The sequence below is a fragment of the Sandarakinorhabdus sp. genome (assembly GCF_031430775.1).
GTDB lineage: Bacteria > Pseudomonadota > Alphaproteobacteria > Sphingomonadales > Sphingomonadaceae > Sandarakinorhabdus.
This window is the reverse complement of the sequence record NZ_JANPCD010000074.1, coordinates 1-16226: the sequence shown is the minus strand read 5'-3', so window position 1 is coordinate 16226 and position 16226 is coordinate 1. Positions and strand designations below refer to the sequence as shown.

General features: G+C 64.9%; 17 protein-coding genes. 12 read left to right on the top strand and 5 right to left on the bottom strand.

The window, feature by feature from the left end; all coding sequences use genetic code 11:
• Positions 1 to 33: 33 nt before the first annotated feature.
• A complete protein-coding gene (locus tag RMQ73_RS04000; protein ID WP_310496755.1) occupies positions 34 to 507 on the bottom strand; it encodes a hypothetical protein in 474 nt (157 codons plus the stop codon).
• 100 nt (positions 508 to 607) lie between these two features.
• Here RMQ73_RS04000 and RMQ73_RS03995 point away from each other — a divergent pair, with 100 nt between their 5' ends.
• Positions 608 to 1129: a TlpA disulfide reductase family protein gene (locus RMQ73_RS03995; RefSeq protein WP_310496754.1), complete on the top strand. Its 522-nt coding sequence runs from the start codon at positions 608 to 610 to the stop codon at positions 1127 to 1129.
• Positions 1130 to 1135: 6 nt separating this feature from the next.
• On the opposite strand, the gene RMQ73_RS03990 is transcribed toward RMQ73_RS03995, so the two are convergent.
• Positions 1136 to 2272 (bottom strand): alpha/beta hydrolase, encoded by a 1137-nt coding sequence (locus tag RMQ73_RS03990; RefSeq protein WP_310496753.1) that lies wholly within the window; start codon positions 2270 to 2272, stop codon positions 1136 to 1138.
• Here RMQ73_RS03990 and phaR point away from each other — a divergent pair.
• The gene (gene phaR, locus RMQ73_RS03985) at positions 2271 to 2864 is read left to right on the top strand and encodes a polyhydroxyalkanoate synthesis repressor PhaR (RefSeq protein ID WP_310496752.1); all 594 of its coding nucleotides are present in this window, start codon (positions 2271 to 2273) and stop codon (positions 2862 to 2864) included. The genes RMQ73_RS03990 and phaR overlap by 2 nt on opposite strands.
• 222 nt (positions 2865 to 3086) lie before the next feature.
• Positions 3087 to 3548 carry an RNA polymerase-binding protein DksA gene (gene dksA, locus RMQ73_RS03980; RefSeq protein WP_310496751.1) on the top strand — a complete coding sequence of 154 codons (462 nt, stop codon included), beginning with the start codon at positions 3087 to 3089 and terminating at the stop codon, positions 3546 to 3548.
• A 96-nt stretch (positions 3549 to 3644) separates the two neighbouring features.
• Here the strand turns inward: dksA and RMQ73_RS03975 are convergent, their stop codons facing one another.
• Positions 3645 to 3959 (bottom strand): DUF465 domain-containing protein, encoded by a 315-nt coding sequence (locus RMQ73_RS03975; RefSeq protein WP_310496750.1) that lies wholly within the window; start codon positions 3957 to 3959, stop codon positions 3645 to 3647.
• A gap of 176 nt (positions 3960 to 4135) precedes the next feature.
• Here RMQ73_RS03975 and RMQ73_RS03970 point away from each other — a divergent pair, with 176 nt between their 5' ends.
• Both RMQ73_RS03970 and RMQ73_RS03965 read left to right on the top strand, forming a co-directional pair.
• Positions 4136 to 4333, top strand: coding sequence for a DUF465 domain-containing protein (locus tag RMQ73_RS03970; RefSeq protein ID WP_310496749.1), 198 nt, complete (start codon positions 4136 to 4138; stop codon positions 4331 to 4333).
• A gap of 185 nt (positions 4334 to 4518) precedes the next feature.
• Positions 4519 to 4932 carry a tetratricopeptide repeat protein gene (locus RMQ73_RS03965; protein WP_310496748.1) on the top strand — a complete coding sequence of 138 codons (414 nt, stop codon included), beginning with the start codon at positions 4519 to 4521 and terminating at the stop codon, positions 4930 to 4932.
• Positions 4933 to 5005: 73 nt separating this feature from the next.
• On the opposite strand, the gene RMQ73_RS03960 is transcribed toward RMQ73_RS03965, so the two are convergent.
• Positions 5006 to 5479: an Hsp20 family protein gene (locus RMQ73_RS03960; protein ID WP_310496747.1), complete on the bottom strand. Its 474-nt coding sequence runs from the start codon at positions 5477 to 5479 to the stop codon at positions 5006 to 5008.
• Positions 5480 to 5631: 152 nt separating this feature from the next.
• On the opposite strand from RMQ73_RS03960, the gene RMQ73_RS03955 reads away from it, so the two are divergent.
• The 7 genes from RMQ73_RS03955 to ppc all read left to right on the top strand — a co-directional run bounded on the left by RMQ73_RS03955 (position 5632) and on the right by ppc (position 15015).
• A complete protein-coding gene (locus RMQ73_RS03955) occupies positions 5632 to 6111 on the top strand; it encodes a DUF1465 family protein (RefSeq protein ID WP_310496746.1) in 480 nt (159 codons plus the stop codon).
• Positions 6111 to 6518: a VOC family protein gene (locus tag RMQ73_RS03950; RefSeq protein ID WP_310496745.1), complete on the top strand. Its 408-nt coding sequence runs from the start codon at positions 6111 to 6113 to the stop codon at positions 6516 to 6518. Before RMQ73_RS03955 ends, RMQ73_RS03950 begins: the two co-directional genes overlap by 1 nt.
• A 79-nt stretch (positions 6519 to 6597) precedes the next feature.
• Complete coding sequence (locus RMQ73_RS03945) at positions 6598 to 7281, top strand: ABC transporter ATP-binding protein (RefSeq protein WP_310496744.1); 684 nt, start codon at positions 6598 to 6600, stop codon at positions 7279 to 7281.
• Between the two features lie 10 nt (positions 7282 to 7291).
• Positions 7292 to 9865: an FtsX-like permease family protein gene (locus tag RMQ73_RS03940; RefSeq protein ID WP_310496743.1), complete on the top strand. Its 2574-nt coding sequence runs from the start codon at positions 7292 to 7294 to the stop codon at positions 9863 to 9865.
• Positions 9865 to 10929: a carotenoid 1,2-hydratase gene (locus tag RMQ73_RS03935; RefSeq protein ID WP_310496742.1), complete on the top strand. Its 1065-nt coding sequence runs from the start codon at positions 9865 to 9867 to the stop codon at positions 10927 to 10929. The genes RMQ73_RS03940 and RMQ73_RS03935 overlap by 1 nt, the downstream gene beginning before the upstream one ends.
• A gap of 167 nt (positions 10930 to 11096) precedes the next feature.
• A complete protein-coding gene (locus RMQ73_RS03930; protein WP_310496741.1) occupies positions 11097 to 12242 on the top strand; it encodes a Coenzyme F420 hydrogenase/dehydrogenase, beta subunit C-terminal domain in 1146 nt (381 codons plus the stop codon).
• Between the two features lie 88 nt (positions 12243 to 12330).
• Entirely contained in the window at positions 12331 to 15015 is a 2685-nt protein-coding gene (gene ppc, locus RMQ73_RS03925) for a phosphoenolpyruvate carboxylase (protein WP_310496740.1), read from the top strand.
• A 3-nt stretch (positions 15016 to 15018) separates the two neighbouring features.
• Here ppc and RMQ73_RS03920 read toward each other — a convergent pair.
• Positions 15019 to 16226 (bottom strand): acyl-CoA carboxylase subunit beta (locus RMQ73_RS03920; RefSeq protein WP_310496739.1); only part of this gene is annotated, 1208 nt, incomplete at its 5' end.

Sequence of the window (16226 nt, the reverse complement as noted above, 5' to 3'; positions counted from 1 at the left end):
CCTGTTGTTTCCGTGCGATTCAAGCGGACGCTTTCAGCCGACATGAGTGAATTGCCAGACATTGCCATTGGCTGCGGCGCAGACATGGATTTTCTGCCCCACCTGGGCGCCCTGTGCATTGCGGATGATGACAGTCATGTGCGGGTCCGGGCAGGAATGGCTGATGTGCATCGATTCCACGACTTCCAGATAGCCCTGTCCCGCGACCGCTACGGTCTTGGCTGCGATGGCCGCATGATAAGGCGCATTTGCCGGAAGCGGCGCGACCATGGTCAACAGGCCGATGGTCACCATGGTTGCACCGGCCTTGAAGGCGCCGATGTCGTGCACGACGGGATGGGCGCCGACAACGCCGCCAATGGCGCCATTTGCCGCGCCGGCAGCGACCAGCACCGCCACAAGATCGGCGACGGCATAGCTCATGCCGGCGGGCATCGGCAGCGCTGCATTTTGCGAGACGCCTTCATGGTCTTTGTAATTGAAGCCGAAGACAATGACATTTGGCATGATCGTGTTTCCCCACAAGGCCAGTCACCAATATGCACCGAAGTCTGGCCATTGTTGAGCGATTGTTGACCCGTCCTGGCAACAGATTTAGGCCTTGATCATGATCCGTTATCTTGCGCCTTTGCTGCTGGTTGCCGCGCCAGTCTTTGCCGTGCCCGCCCTGGCGGCGCCGCCAAAGGTCGGTGACATGGCCCCGGGGTTCACGGCGCGCAGTTTCGATGACCGCGAGATCAGCCTGGCAGATGTCAAAGGCAAGGTCGTGGTGCTCAATTTCTGGGCGACCTGGTGCGTGCCGTGCCGGACCGAACTGCCGTTGCTGGACGCCTTTGCGCGCATCAATGGCAAGCACGGCCTGGTGGTCATCGGCATCACCATGGAAAACGACGTGCCCATGGCGCGTCTGAAGCCGTTGGCGGCTGCCGTGAACTTTACCATGGCGCGGCGGTTTCGCGGCGGTTACGGCCAGATCAAGGCGGTGCCGACCAATTTCATCATCGATCGCAGCGGCGTGCTGCGCCACACCGCAGCCGGCGCGCTCCGTCTGGATGACCTCAATCGCATTCTGATCCCGCTATTGCAGGAACCTGCGCCGTCAAACACGCCGCCGCCAACTGGTCGCTGAACCGGTTCAGGCCGTCAACCAGTCCGCCAGCGGCGCCCAAAGCTGCTCCGGCGCGCGGCGGCCGACAACCATGCCGACGTGCCCGGCATCCAGCACCCAGCGTGTCCCGGCACCGCACGCTGCTGCTGCCGGCACGATGCGGTCGGCGCTGGCGCAGATATCCAGCACCGGCATCACCAGCGCGGCTGGATCGACCACCTTGCCGGCGATCTGCCATGCGCCCCTGCCGGCCATGTCATCGGCAAACAGCCTCGCCAGGTCGCGCGCCGCCGGCAGCGATAATGGAGTGCCGGTATTGGCCCAGTCTTCGAGCCGCACGAACCCGGCGGCCAATTCGTCATTCATGTCGGCCAGACGCGCGAATTTGGCGGCAAGGGCGCCGGGGTCGAGCGACCAGAATGCCGGTTGCAACAGGTCCATCGGCATCGCGCCCAACTGCTCGGCCATCGGCATCGCGCCGCCCCACCACGCACCGAGGTCACCGCGCGCCGCGTCCCCGTAACCGCCAAAATGCCAGGGGGTCGCCAGCAGCGCAAGCCGGCTGACCATGTTGCCGAGCTGACTTGCCGCGCCGATCGCTAGGGTCCCGCCCATGCAATATCCCAGCATGGCAACAGGCTCGCCCACCTGCCTTGTCAGCGGCACCAGCCGTTCACTGACCAGCGCCGCCAGATCAAGCGCCTCGCATTCACCCCAATCAACCAGCAACGGCCGCAGGCCTTGCCCGGCCAGATGGTCGATAAGCGACTGTCCTGGTGCCAGATCCAGCACATCGGCCGCATTGATCAGCGACGGGACAATGATCAGCGGCCGGCCGTGCTCGGCACAGGACAACAGGCGCGCCGCCCCTATCCGCGCGACTTCGCGCCTGGGTAGCCGGGGCAGGGGCGGCGGTGCCGACTGGTAACGGCGCAGGCCTTCAAGGACCTTGGCCAGCCGAGCCGGATCGCCGGCACAACTCGCCTGTATGGTCGCGAGGAACAACGGCAAGGGATGCGGCCCCCGCGCCCTTGCCGTTTGCTGCGCAGCATCGACCGCGCCTGCGCTATGCTGCGGCGCAGCGCCGTCAATTGCTGCACCGCGTTGCGGCGCGGAAGGGCTTGGTGTAACCGAATCGCCATCATTCTTATTCGGAGCCGTCATGGCCAACCCTGCTTCTGCAAAACCCGGCGCCGGGTCCAAATCCGACCTGCCGCCGGTCGTTATCAAGAAATACGCCAATCGGCGTCTGTATAATACCGAAACCAGCAGCTACATCACGCTTGAACATCTTGCCCAGATGACGCGCGAAGGGCGGGATTTCCAGGTGTTCGATGCCCGCAGCGGCGAGGAGATCACGCGATCGGTGTTGACCCAGATTGTCATGGACGAGGAAGCTGGCGGCAAGACCATGCTGCCGGTGTCGTTCCTGCGCCAGATCATCGCCATGTACGGCGATTCCATGCAGTCGATGGTGCCGCAATACCTTGAAGCCTCGATGGATGCCTTTGCCGAAAACCAGAACAAGTTCCGTGATGCCGCCCTCAAGCCATTCGAGCATCTGACACGGCAGAATCTGGCGATGTTCCAGGCTGCGGCCGGCATGCTGAACCCCGCCCGAGGCAAAGGCGAAAAGCCCGGCGCTCATGCCGCGCAGGCGCAAGAGGATGGTGCAGTAAGTGGCAGCGAGCTCGATGCTCTCAAGGCCCAGCTTGCGGCGCTCCAGGCGCGACTTGACAGCATGGACCGAAAGTAACGCGGCGGCGCAAATATTGCATTGCCGCGACCGTTAACCGGCAGAAAGATTTTTTGTCACCGCGACTTGCGGGCTTATTGCCGCGCCGCTATGACCCGCCGCAAGGAAGCTCTTGTGGGGACGAGGGGCGACTTGTGGGGTGTGTTGTGAGCCGTTCTGCGGCATCTGCCGCGATTGGACGCAGCCATTATCGTGGAGCGTGGCGAGATGGATTCATCGGCAATGGCGCGTAGCGGAAACACAGTGGCGGACGAAGAACCGTCCGGCGACATGGTAGACCTGCCAAACGGTTACCGGCCCAACGCCAACGAAGAATTCATGAACCAGATGCAGCTGGCCTATTTCCGCCGCAAGCTGCTGGACTGGAAAGACGCGATCCTCAAGGAGTCGGAAATCACGCTGGTCGCGCTCAAGGCCGAACCGATGCGTGAGCCGGACCTGACAGATCGCGCCGCCAGCGAAACCGATTGGGGTATCGAACTGCGCACCCGCGACCGCCAGCGTAAGCTGATCAGCAAGATCGATGCCGCGCTGCGGCGCATCGAAACCGGCGACTATGGCTATTGCGAAGTCACCGGTGAGCCGATCAGCCTGGCGCGCCTCGAAGCACGTCCGATTGCCACCATGACAATCGACGCCCAGGAACGCCATGAGCGCGACGAAAAGATCACGCGCGAGGAATAGTTGCTATCCGGGCTGGTTGGATGCTCCACCAGCCCGAACAAAAAGCTATCGTCGCATCAGGCGTTTCAGCCGCCAATCAGCGCAGCAAGCCGGCGATCAATGCTGTGCGGCGTGTTCGACCTCGTCCTTGAGCTTCAGCTTTTCCCGCTTGAGTTTGGCCACCAATGCGGTGTCGGGCATGGGCCGGCGCATTTCCGCACTGAGCGAGGCATCGAGCCGGGCATGGCGGGCAGTAAGGCTTACGAGGTGGGCATTGGGCACAAGCGCACTCCCTGACTGGAGCCCTTTCACTGAACCCGTGAAAATGGGTCTCCTGTGACCGGCGGCGCGTACATCCGACGCGTGCCGAGTCATGGATTGCGCCATATTTTTTGCGCCATGTCCATGCAGTAATTTTGCAATCATTTCCATTTTGGACAAAACGGCGGGTGGTGTCGTCCAGTCGTTGATAGCGCGCCATGCAGCCTGTACAAACACCGGCACTTGGGCTGTCGGACGCAAGCCGTTAAGGTGATTTACAGGTCCGAATCATCGGGCCATGCCGGGCGATGGGTGGTCGCCCTGCCGGGTTTCGGGGAGCGGACGGCGTGGAAGAGAGCGAAATTCTCAGCCGGATCGAGATTCTCAAGCAAGACCACCGCGATCTCGACACCGCGATCGATGCGCTGCGCCTGATGCCCATGTGCGACATGATCCAGTTGCAACGCTTCAAGAAACGCAAATTGCGGCTTCGCGATGAGATCGCGATGCTTGAAGACATGCTTATTCCCGACATCATCGCATGACCGGCCGGCCAGTCCTGATATGGCTACCCTTGCTGTTGCTGCTGTCGGGTTGCGGTCAGCGCGCCGGCGTCCAGACTGCGCGCATCGATTCAAGGGTCGGTGCCTGTCAATTTGCGGCTGACCAGACTGGTCCTGGCCGGCAGGCCCTGCGGGACACCCTGCGCACAGGCTTGCGGCAATGCGACATGGCGGTTGCGGACCTGTCGGTGGACAAGGCGCAGCGGCTTGCCAGCCTGCTCAATCGCGGCGTGGTGCGCATGCGATTGGGCGACCTTGCCCGGGCCGCCGGCGATTTCGATGTCGTCATTCGCGCGGCGCCGCAACTGGCCGAAGGCTGGATCAACAAGGGTCTTGTGCTGTCGCAGTCCGGGGGCCGGGAGCAAGAGGCGCTGGCCTTGCTCAACCACGGCCTTTCACTGGGGCCGATATATCCGGCGCGTGCGTATTTCGCCCGCGCCAATCTTCAGGAATCTTTGGGAAAATTGCGCGAGGCCTATGAGGATTATGGCCAGGCCGCCGCGCTGGACCCCGAATGGTCGGCGCCCGCCGAGGAACTGAAACGCTTCAAGATCGTGCGCCGCAAGGTGATGCGGGGCTAGGGTCCCAAGTCCAGGTCGGCGCAGGGCCGAGGCCGCCGCCAGCGGTCGGATGCTGGCGGCGGCCCGGCGGGGCTTATTCGGCTGCCATCAAGGTTGGTTGGTCCGGCATGACGTCAAGTCCGCCGCCGATTTCGACCCGGCGCGGTTTCTTGTGCTCGGGAATTTCACGCACGAGATCGATGTTGAGCAGGCCATCCTGATAGCTGGCGCCGGTGACCTTTATGGTGTCGGCCAACTGAAAGCGGCGTTCAAAAGCGCGCTTGCCGATGCCGCGATGCAGGAAGGTGCGCTCGGTGCTGTCGGCATCAGCGGCGGCATTGCCGGTCACGACCAGCGTGTTTTCCTGCACGGTCAGATCAAGCTCGGCGCGCGAGAATCCTGCAACCGCCATCTGGATACGATAGGCGCCGTCACCGACCTTTTCGATGTTGTAGGGCGGGTAGGCGCTGTCGCCGCCTTCGACCCGGCCCGCCAGTTCCACCAGACGGTTGAGGTTTTCATATCCGATCGACGACCGCAGCAGCGGTGAGATGTCAAAAGCACGCATGGCATGTTTCCTTTCAAAGCGATTGTGCCGTTTGTTCCCCGCCAAAAGGCCGGGGATGGGTGCTGCGCCGAAACCGGCCGCCGCACCCGAAAGGGAATCTGGGTGCTGATTTGCCGGTTTCAAGAGCCGCGCAGCCATGGCAGAAAGGCGCAATGTCCCAGGAAGCTGAAACCGATCCCCAGCGCGAAGCGCCCGACCCCCAGCGCGAAGCGCCCGACCCCCGGCGCGAAGCGCCCGATCCCAAGCGCAATGCGCTCGACCCAAAGCGTGATGCGCTCGACCGATTGTACCGCGAAACCGTGGATTGCGGTGACATGGCGCGCGGTTGGTTCGATGGTCCAGGTCTGACCTGGCGCCAGATCTTGCCGATCGACCATCAGGCGATGGTTGCCAGCGAAAGTCTTGCCACCACGGCCAGGTTGATGTCGGTCATGTCCTGGCTGCTGGATCCGGCTCATGCCCGGGTTGATGCTGGGGCTGATGCCGGGCTGAAACCGTTTCGGCTTGCCACCGAAGAATCGCTGGACGCGAGCCACCCGTTGTCCCGCCAGCCCGGCGGCACCATCGCCGCCAAAAGCCGTGAACTTGTCGCTCGGGCCGCCGCCATGTCCGCCTTGTATCAGGAGTATTGATGTCGCCGTTTCACCTTGCCATTCCGGTCGACGACCTTGACGCGGCCCGTCATTTCTACGGCACCGTGCTTGGCTGCCCCGAGGGACGATCTTCTGAAACCTGGATCGATTTCGATTTTCAGGGGCATCAACTGGTCGTGCATCGCGCGCCGCGCGCCGCCATCACGCGCAACGCCGTGGACGGTGACGCCGTGCCAGTGCCGCATTTCGGCCTGGTGCTGGACTGGGCCGGCTGGGAAGCGCTGGGCCAGCGCATCGCCGACGCCGGAGTTGCCTTTGAACTGGAACCCCATGTGCGATTTGCCGGCAAGCCCGGCGAGCAGGGCACATTCTTCCTGTTCGACCCGGCCGGCAACGCGCTGGAATTCAAGGCGATGCGCCATCCTGCCAATCTGTTTGCCAGATGACACACCGCCATCAGGGGCATGGTGCCACACCCCCGATGCAGGCGTGAACAGCCGCGTGCTGATCGGCTAAGGACGGTCGATGACGCCATCCGATCCAACCCGGCCGCCCGTGCTTGTTGCCCAGGGTCTCTTCAGGTCCGTGCCGGGCGGCCGCCAGTTGTTTGCCGGTCTCGACCTCGCCGTCGCCCCCGGCGAAGTGTTGGCCATCACCGGCGAATCGGGCGTCGGCAAATCGACCCTGCTCAACCTCGTCGCAGGGCTGGACCAGCCGGATGCCGGCAGCGTGCGCGTTGCCGGGCAGGATCTGGCACAGTTCGGCGATGATGCCCGCACCGCGTTTCGCCGCGACAATATCGGCTTTGTCTTTCAGGCCTTTCACGTCCTGCCGCACCTTGACCTTGGTCATAATGTCGCCCTGCCGCTGGTGCTGGCCGGTGTCGGCGGCGCAGCGGCGCTGGCGGCTGCCGAAGCAATGATGGCAGCCGTCGGTCTTCCGGGCCGCAGCACCGATTTTCCGGCCCAGCTTTCGGGCGGGGAACTGCAACGAATCGCCATCGCCCGCGCGCTCATCCATCGCCCGGCGCTGATCCTGGCCGACGAGCCAACCGGCAATCTCGACCCGGATACTGCCGCGCGTATCCTGGCGCTTTTGATCGATCAGGCCCGGCAGTCCGGCGCCGCCGCTGTCATCGTCACCCATAGCCAGGCGGTGGCGGCAGCCTGCGACCGCACGCTGGTGCTGACCGGGACCGGCCTGCAATGACCGGCGCGAGATGACCAGTCCAGCCCGGCTGGGCGCCACGTCGGCGCGCTGGCTCATCATCGGCGAATGGCGTGCCCATCCGGCCCGCGCAATGGTTGCCGTGCTGGCCATTGCCATTGGCGTGGCACTGGGCCTGGCGGTCCATTTGGTCAATACGGCCGCGCTCGACAGTTTTGCCCGGGCGATCAGCACGGTGTCGGGCAGCGCCGACCTGCGCGTGCACAGCGTAACGCCCGCCGGCTTTGACGAGGCGTTTTATCCCCGTTTGGCGCGCATTCCGGGCATTGCCGCGCTCAGCCCCGTCGTCGAACTCGCGGCGACCAGCGGCCAGATCGCGCGTCCGGGGCAGCGGCAAGGAGCGGGGCAGGCAAACGGCACACGCCTGACCTTACTGGGCATCGACGCGCTTCAGGCGCTCAAGGTTACGCCGGCTCTGCTCGGCATGCCGCTTGGGGGCGCTGGCGCCGGGGCAGGCTTTGACCCCGATTCCATTTTCGTGTCGCGGGCCGTGCTGTCGCTGCTCGGCAAGAAACCCGGTGATGTAATTGATCTTGCAGCCGCCGGCCACAGCCGTCGTTTTGTGATTGCCGGGGTGCTGGCAGCAGCAGATGATGGCCAAAGGTTGGCGGTCATCGACATTGCCGATGCCCAGTGGCGCTTTGGCCAATTGGGCCGGTTGCAGCGCCTCGATCTGAAACTTGCCGACGGCGCCGACCGTGATGCCGTCATCCGCCGCATTGCTGCGCTGCTGCCGCCGGGCGTGGAGCTTGGCTCTGCGGACCATGAGGGCGCCCGCGCCGATGCCCTGTCCCGCGCCTATCGGGTCAATCTGGGCATGCTGGCACTGGTGGCGCTGCTGACCGGCGGGTTCCTGGTCTATTCGGCCCAGTCGCTCAGCGTGGCACGGCGCCGGCCGCAGTTTGCGTTGCTGCGCGTGCTCGGCCTGCCGGCCCGCGGGCTGGTCTCGCAGGTGGTTGTCGAAGGTCTGATCGTTGGCTTGGCAGGTGCCGCACTTGGCTTGTTACTCGGGCACGGTTTGGCCGATCTTGCCATCAACCGCTTTGGCGGCGACTTGGGCGGCGGCTATTTTTCCGGTGCGCGCAGCCGGCTTGCGTGGTCGCCGCTGGCGATGGCCGGGTTCGGATCGCTCGGGCTGGCGGTGGCAGTGATCGGTAGCCTCGTGCCTGCGCTGTCGGCGGCCCGCGCTCAGCCGGCCGCTGCGCTCAAGGGCACCGGCGAGACCATCGACCCGCGCAGCCGGCCACAGCCGCTGCCGGCGCTGGTCCTGCTTGCGCTGGGCGGGCTTGCTGCGCTGCTGCCACCGGTGTTCGAATTGCCGCTGTTCGGCTATGCTGCGATGGCGCTGCTGCTGGCCGGCGGCGTGGCGTTGATGCCGGCGCTGGCGCAGCTGCTGCTGGCGCCATTGGCACGGCGGGCCTTGCGCCCTGTGGCGGCCGATCTTGCCGTGCGCCGCCTTTGGGGTGCCCCGTCACAGGCGTCGGTGGCGCTGTGCGGCATTGTCGCCTCCACGAGCCTGATGGTGGCGATGGCCGTGATGGTCGCCAGTTTCCGTACCTCGGTCGACAACTGGTTGGTCGCGGCGCTGCCGTCCGACGTCTACTTGCATCTCGAAGGTACCGACGCTGGCGGCATCGACCGCGCAGCGCAGGCGCGTCTGGCCAGCGTCTCTGGCGTCGCGAACATCAGTTTTGTCCGCAACATGCCGCTGCGGCTGCATGCCGAGCGGCCATCGGTGCAATTGTCAGCGCAGACATTGGTGAATGGCCAGCCTGATCTGCCGCTGCTGTCCAGCGCGCCGGTTCCGCTCGGAACGGTGCGTGTTTGGATTTCCGAGCCGATGGGCTGGCTGTATGGCCTGTCGCCGGGCATGCGGTTCCAGCTGCCTTTGGGCGCCCGCAACGTGCCTGTGGTCGTCGCGGGCGTATGGCGCGATTATGCTCGGCAGTTCGGCTCCGTCGTCATCGGCCGCGATGACTATGCCCGACTGACCGGCGACAGCAGTGCATCCGAAGCCGCCATCACGCTGGCGCCGCGCGCGCAGGTCCAGCCGGTGATTGCCGCGCTCAAAGCTGCGCTGCCGCCGGGGTTGGCAGGCCAGGCGCTGTTCGGCCAGCCGGCAGAAATGCGGGCGATGGCGCTGACCATCTTCGATCGCAGCTTTGCCGTCACCTATGCGCTTGAAGGCATCGCGATCCTGATCGGCCTGATGGGCGTTGCCGCGACATTTTCGGCCCAGACGCTGGCACGCGTGCGCGAACTGGCCATGCTGCGCCATATCGGCGTTACCCGCCGGCAATTGCTGGCGATGCTGGCCTTTGAGGGCGCGGGGCTGGGCCTGGTTGGCGCCATTGCCGGGCTGGGGCTGGGATTGGTGATGGCGCAGGTGCTCATCCATGTCGTCAACCCGCAAAGCTTTCACTGGACGATGGACACCAGTCTGCCGTTTGAAATGCTTGGTTTGTTGGTGGTGGCCTTGGTGGCTGCCGCCGCTGGCACGGCGGCGCTGGCCGGGCGCCGGGCGCTGTCGGGCGATATGCTACGCAGCGTGCGGGACGATTGGTGATGATGCGTGTTCTTGCCCTGCCGCTGCTGGCCGCCATGGCGATGGCTGCCGCGCCGATGCCGAATTGGGCTGTGGTGCGCCCCGGGGTGCCGATCGTTTTTCCGCGTGACCACGGCGCCCACCCGGATTTTCGTACCGAATGGTGGTATCTGACCGGCTGGTTGCAAACGGCGGACGGCAAGCCGCTGGGCTTTCAGGTGACATTCTTCCGCACCCGGCCAGCGGTCGATCAGGCCAATCCCAGCCGCTTTGCGCCGCGCCAGATCCTGTTCGCCCATGCCGCCTTGTCCGATCCTGCCAACGCCCGCCTGCTGCACGGGCAACGCCTTGCGCGTGCCGGTTTCGGACTGGCCGAGACGGCAACTGCCGACATGGATGTGCGGCTTGAGGACTGGTATTTGCGGCGCCAGCCCGGCGGGACCCTGGTGACCAGGGCATCCGGCCCCGGCTTCGCGCTTGATCTGGCGTTCACGCCGACACAGTCGCCGTTGTTGCAAGGCCGCGCCGGCTATAGCCAGAAAGGCCCGAACCCGGCCGAAGCCAGCCATTATTACAGCCTGCCGCAGCTCAAGGTGTCGGGCAATATCGTGCGTGGGGGCCGCGTCCAGCGTGTCACCGGCACGGCTTGGATGGACCGGGAATGGTCATCGACGTTGCTGAACGCCCGCGCCATTGGCTGGGACTGGCTCGGCCTCAATATGGATGACGGCGGCGCGCTGACGCTGTTCCGCGTCCGCGACAAGGCTGGCAAGGCTGTGTGGGCCGGCGGATCGTGGCGCCCGCGCGGCGGTGCCAGCATCAACCTGCTGCCGTCACAAATCGGCTGGCAGGACGGGCCTGTCTGGCGGAGCGTCCGCACCGGCGCGCGCTATCCGGTGTCGCCGCGCGTCACTGTTACGTTGCCGGCGCGCACGTTGGTTGTTCCGGTGACGCCGTTGATGGCCGATTCAGAACTCGACAGCCGGCGCGGCGGCGGGCCGGTCTATTGGGAGGGCGCCGTGCGGGTGCCAGGCGGCAAGGGCTATCTGGAAATGACGGGCTATGCCGCGCCGCTCAAGATGTGACGGTTGAAGATATGTCGGCAATGGTGCAACCAGCGGGAGCCAACCAGCGGGCGCCAACCAACGGATAGGGCAGGCATAATCGGGGACCGACATTGAACGACCAACCTGCCATCATTGTGCCGCCAATCAGCCCCGCCGTACCGCGCGGCCTGTGCACTGATTGCGGAGTGTCACGCACCGCCACCCCCGGTGATTGCGGCACGGCCTGCCAGTTCATCAAGCCGGATTATGCCGCCATGGAGGCCCGCGTCCATGGCCGGGCGCGCGATGAAAGCCGCCCGAACGAGCTGTTTTTTGGGCCGTTCCAACAGATGCTTCGCGCCCGTCTGAAGGCACCTGCCGAGGGCGCGCAATGGACCGGCATCACCAGCCGGCTTGGCGAACGACTGCTGGAAACCGGTGCCGTCGATGCCGTGCTGACCATGGCGCCCGATCCAGACGACAAATGGAAACCGCGCCCGGTGATTGTCACGCGCGCCGAGGGCATGGCGCAGGTGCGCGGCATGCGCATGGGCTATGCGCCGTTGCTGGCGCTGCTCGAACCGGCGCGGGCAGCGGGCTACAAGCGCGTCGCCATCATCGGCATTCCTTGCCAGGTCCATGCCTTGCGCCACCTTGAGGAAAAACTGGGCTTCGAGCGGCTTTATGTCATCGGCACGCCGTGTTCCGACAACACCACGACGGCCAATTTCCACGAATTTCTGGGGCTTTTGTCGGACAAGCCAGACACCATCACCTATCTGGAATTCCGCGCCGATTATCATGTCGAGCTGCGGTTCGACGATGGCCGCAAGAAAGCCATTCCGTTCCTGATGCTGCCACTGTCTGATTTGCGCAGCGACTTCTTCCCGCTGACCTGCCGCACCTGTGTCGACTACACCAATGCGCTCGCCGATATCACCGTCGGCTACATGGCCGGCGAGGGCGAGCAATGGCTGATCGTGCGCAACGATCGCGGCGCCGAACTGCTGGCGCTGCTGGGCGATGAAGTGGCCACTGCCGCGCCGGGCAGCAGCGGCAAGCGCGCGGCGCCGGTCAAGGGTTTCATGGCCAATACCGAGCGTGCTGCCGGCGGCTTGCCGCTGCGCAGGATGCCGAATTTCCTGCGGCCGATCATGGGTTGGTTGATGCCGAAGGTCGGCCCCAAGGGGTTGGAATTCGGCCGCGCCCGGTTGGAGATGAAGGCCATCGAGACGGTGTTGCACCTGCGCCGCGAAGCGCCGGCCAAGATGAAGAACATGGTCCCGGCGCATGTCTGGAAACTCGTGGCGCCCTATGGGATCATGCCGGGCAAGGACGAAGCACGAGACTGAACTCTACGCGAATTGGCGATTGCTTTCGCAGGGCCGGGGCATAGGTTCGCTATCCGCGTGGCTAACTCAGGGTGCGAGAACCGTCTCAATGTCCAGCGCCTACTTATCGCCGATATCCCTGGACCGGGCTGACGTCCGCTATCTGGGACGCCTTCTCGGCGATGTCATCCGCGCGCAGGACGGCGCGGCGGTGTTCGACGCCATCGAAGGCGTGCGCCGCGCTTCGGTGGCGGCACACCGGGCGCCGGATGCAGCGACGGCGGCCGCCCTCAGCGAGCAGCTTGGCCGGCTCGATCTTGGCGATACGCTGCGTTTCGTGCGCGGGTTCCTGCTGTTCTCGCTGCTTGCCAATCTGGCCGAGGATCGCAGTGCGCCTGCCGCCGGTCAGGCCGCGACAATGGCCGGCGCCATCGACACGCTGGCCGCCGCAGGCATCGACAGGGCCGCCGTCATCACTCTGCTGCAAACATCATTGATCGTGCCGGTTCTGACCGCGCATCCCACCGAAGTGCGGCGCAAGAGCATGATCGACCGCGAAGCCAGCATCACCGCCTTGATGGCCGCGTGCAGCACCGGTTTTTGCGATATCGAGACCGAAGCCGAACTGATCCGCCAGATCACCATATTGTGGCAAACGCGCCCGCTGCGCGCCGTCAAGCCGGTGGTCGCCGACGAAATCCAGTCTGCGGTGTCCTACCTGGCCGGCAGTTTCGTTCCCGTGCTGCCAAAGCTCCACGCCCGCTGGGAGGCGCTCGCCGGCGCGCAATTGCCGCCGTTCCTGCGCCCCGGCAGCTGGATCGGAGGCGACCGTGATGGCAACCCCAATGTCGATGCCGCGACGCTGGAAGCGGCGCTGGCCGCCCAGGCGGCCGCAATCATCGGCCATTATCTGGGTGAATTGAACAGCATCGGCAGCGAATTGTCGATGTCGGCCACCTATGCCCAAGTGACGCCGGCACTATCGGCGCTGGCGCAGTCCAGCGGCGACATGGCCGCCAGCCGCGCCGATGAGCCCTATCGCCGGGCGCTGTCAGGCATCTACGCACGCACGGCGGCCAGTTATCTGGCGCTGACTGGCCGCCCGCCGCCGCTGGCCGCCATGGTGGCCGGCAAGCCCTACGACCGCGCCGCCGATCTTTTCGCCGACCTTCAGACCGTTGCGGCATCGCTAGAAAGCCATGGCGGCAAGGCCATGGTCGGCGCCCGGCTCGATGCGCTGGTCCGCGCCGTGCGGATTTTCGGCTTTCATCTGGCTACGCTCGATTTGCGCCAGAACGCCGATGTTCATGCCAGGGTCGTGGCCGAATTGCTGCGCACCGCCGGCGTTCCGGACGACTATGCCGCGCTGGACGATGCGGCGCGCACGCGGCTGCTGGGCGCCGAACTGGCCTCGCCGCGACTGCTGTTCAACCCGCACGCCGGCTACAGCGACGAAACCCTTGGCGAAATCGCGATCCTGCGCGCCGCCGCCGCCGCCCATGCCCGGTTCGGACCCGAAGTCATTCGCGCCTATATCGTCTCTAAGACCAGCGGCGTGTCCAACCTGCTCGAAGTCTATGTGCTGCTGAAGGAGGTCGGGCTGTATGTTCCCGGCGACCCGCCGTCATGCGCGGTGATGGCGGTGCCGCTGTTCGAGACAATCGAGGATCTCCAAGCCGCGCCCCAGGTCATGGCCGATTATCTGGACCGGCCCAAGGCGGCGGCGCTGGCGGCGGCGCGCGGCCACCAGGAAGTGATGATCGGCTATTCCGATTCCAACAAGGACGGCGGCTATCTCACGTCGAACTGGTCGCTGCACGAAGGCGCACTGGCGCTGGCGGGCGTGTTTGCAGCACGCGGGCTTCAGATGCAGCTGTTCCATGGCCGGGGCGGGGCGGTCGGGCGCGGCGGCGGCCCGGCGTTCGACGCCATCCGCGCCCAGCCGCAGGGCACGGTCATGGGCCGTATCCGCATCACCGAGCAGGGCGAAGTCATCGCGTCGAAATACGGCACGCCCGCCGTGGCGCAAACCAGTCTCGAGACCATGGTGGCTGCGACCATGCTCGCCAGCCTCCAGCCGCCCCGGCTGAGCCAGATCGACTTCGCCCGCTTTCGCGCCGCCATGGCCGGGATCAGCGCTGCGGCCTGTGCCAGCTATCGGGGGCTCGTCTACGACACACCGGGCTTCAACACATTCTTCCGGGCGGCAACGCCGATAACGGAAATTGCCGAGCTGAAGATCGGCTCGCGCCCGGCGTCACGCACGCACAGCGATCGCATCGAGGATCTGCGCGCAATCCCCTGGGTTTTCAGCTGGGCGCAGGCGCGCATCATGTTGCCGGGCTGGTACGGTGCCGGCCATGCACTGGCGGATTTTGCCGCCCATCAAGATCGCGGGCTTCTTGTCGAAATGGTCAGTGCCTGGCCGTTCCTTGGCGCGACGCTGTCCAACCTCGAAATGGTGCTGGCCAAATCCAACATGGACATTGCGCGGCGCTATGCCGGACTGGTGCCTGATTCCGCGCTGCGCGCTGCGATATTCGGCACGATATCGGACGGCTGGCAGCGCACCCGCGACGTGTTGCTGGACCTGAGCGGGCAGGGCGACCTGCTTGAACGGCAACCGGCGCTGGCCCGGTCGGTCAAGCTGCGACTGCCCTATATCGACCCGCTGAACGAGCTTCAGATCGACCTGATCCGCCGCCGCCGCGCCGGCGAGGATGATCCGCGCATCGCCGAGGGTATCCACCTGACCATCAACGGTATCGCGGCAGGGCTGCGCAACAGCGGTTAGCGCCTAAAGCGGAATATTGTCGTGCTTCTTCCAGGGATTTTCCAGTTTCTTGGTCCGCAGCTTGCGCAGCCCCACGGCAATGCGCTTGCGAGTCGAATGCGGCATGATCACTTCGTCGATAAAGCCCTTGGCGGCCGCCACGAACGGGTTGGCAAAGCGCGCTTCATATTCGGCGGTGCGGGCCGCGATCTTGTCCTTGTCGCCGATATCGCTGCGAAAGATGATTTCCACCGCGCCCTTGGCGCCCATCACGGCGATTTCGGCTGTCGGCCAGGCATAGTTCAGATCGCCGCGCAGGTGCTTTGACGCCATCACGTCATAGGCGCCGCCATAGGCCTTGCGGGTGATGACGGTGATCTTGGGCACTGTCGCTTCGGCATAGGCAAACAGCAGCTTGGCGCCGTGCTTGATGATGCCGTTATGCTCCTGCGCCACGCCGGGCAGGAAACCGGGCACATCGACGAAGGTGACGATCGGGATGCTGAAGGCATCGCAGAAGCGCACGAAACGCCCGGCCTTTTTCGACGCGTTGATATCGAGGCAGCCGGCCAGCACGGTCGGCTGGTTGGCGACGATGCCCACTGTATGCCCTTCGATACGGGCAAAACCGATGATGATGTTGCCGGCATGGCCGGGCTGGAGTTCGAAGAATTCGCCGTCATCGGCAACCTTGCCGATCAACTCGTGCATGTCATAGGGCTTGCTTGCCGACGGCGGCACCAGCGTGTCCAGACTGTCCTCGATGCGCATCGGGTCATCGCCGCTGGGCCGGAACGGCACGCCGTCACGGTTGTTGAGCGGCAGGAAGTCAAAGAACATCCGCGTGCGCAGCAGGGCATCGACATCGTCTTCCATCGCGACATCGGCGACGCCGGATTTCGTCGTGTGCGTGATGGCGCCGCCCAGTTCCTCTTGCGTCACGATCTCGTTGGTCACGGTTTTCACCACGTCCGGCCCGGTGACGAACATGTAGCTGCTGTCCTTCACCATGAAGATGAAGTCGGTCATTGCCGGCGAATAGACGGCGCCGCCCGCGCATGGCCCCATGATCAGCGAAATCTGTGGCACCACGCCGGACGCCAGCACATTGCGCTGGAACACTTCGGCATAGCCGCCAAGGCTGGCGACACCCTCCTGGATGCGGGCGCCGCCGCTGTCATTGAGGCCGATGACCGGCGCGCCGACCTTCATCGCCATGTCCATGATCTTGC

What these genes read in the sequence shown, in the direction of transcription:
- RMQ73_RS03955 (WP_310496746.1), top strand. Translation starts at nt 5,632, where the DNA reads ATGTCCCAGGAAGCTGAAACCGATCCCCAGCGCGAAGCGCCCGACCCC.
- RMQ73_RS03990 (WP_310496753.1), bottom strand. Translation starts at nt 2,272, where the DNA reads ATGACGGCTCCGAATAAGAATGATGGCGATTCGGTTACACCAAGCCCT.
- RMQ73_RS03935 (WP_310496742.1), top strand. Translation starts at nt 9,865, where the DNA reads ATGATGCGTGTTCTTGCCCTGCCGCTGCTGGCCGCCATGGCGATGGCT.
- phaR (WP_310496752.1), top strand. Translation starts at nt 2,271, where the DNA reads ATGGCCAACCCTGCTTCTGCAAAACCCGGCGCCGGGTCCAAATCCGAC.
- RMQ73_RS04000 (WP_310496755.1), bottom strand. Translation starts at nt 507, where the DNA reads ATGCCAAATGTCATTGTCTTCGGCTTCAATTACAAAGACCATGAAGGC.
- dksA (WP_310496751.1), top strand. Translation starts at nt 3,087, where the DNA reads ATGGCGCGTAGCGGAAACACAGTGGCGGACGAAGAACCGTCCGGCGAC.
- ppc (WP_310496740.1), top strand. Translation starts at nt 12,331, where the DNA reads ATGTCCAGCGCCTACTTATCGCCGATATCCCTGGACCGGGCTGACGTC.
- RMQ73_RS03975 (WP_310496750.1), bottom strand. Translation starts at nt 3,959, where the DNA reads ATGGAAATGATTGCAAAATTACTGCATGGACATGGCGCAAAAAATATG.
- RMQ73_RS03950 (WP_310496745.1), top strand. Translation starts at nt 6,111, where the DNA reads ATGTCGCCGTTTCACCTTGCCATTCCGGTCGACGACCTTGACGCGGCC.
- RMQ73_RS03945 (WP_310496744.1), top strand. Translation starts at nt 6,598, where the DNA reads ATGACGCCATCCGATCCAACCCGGCCGCCCGTGCTTGTTGCCCAGGGT.
- RMQ73_RS03995 (WP_310496754.1), top strand. Translation starts at nt 608, where the DNA reads ATGATCCGTTATCTTGCGCCTTTGCTGCTGGTTGCCGCGCCAGTCTTT.
- RMQ73_RS03940 (WP_310496743.1), top strand. Translation starts at nt 7,292, where the DNA reads ATGACCAGTCCAGCCCGGCTGGGCGCCACGTCGGCGCGCTGGCTCATC.
- RMQ73_RS03965 (WP_310496748.1), top strand. Translation starts at nt 4,519, where the DNA reads ATGGCGGTTGCGGACCTGTCGGTGGACAAGGCGCAGCGGCTTGCCAGC.
- RMQ73_RS03960 (WP_310496747.1), bottom strand. Translation starts at nt 5,479, where the DNA reads ATGCGTGCTTTTGACATCTCACCGCTGCTGCGGTCGTCGATCGGATAT.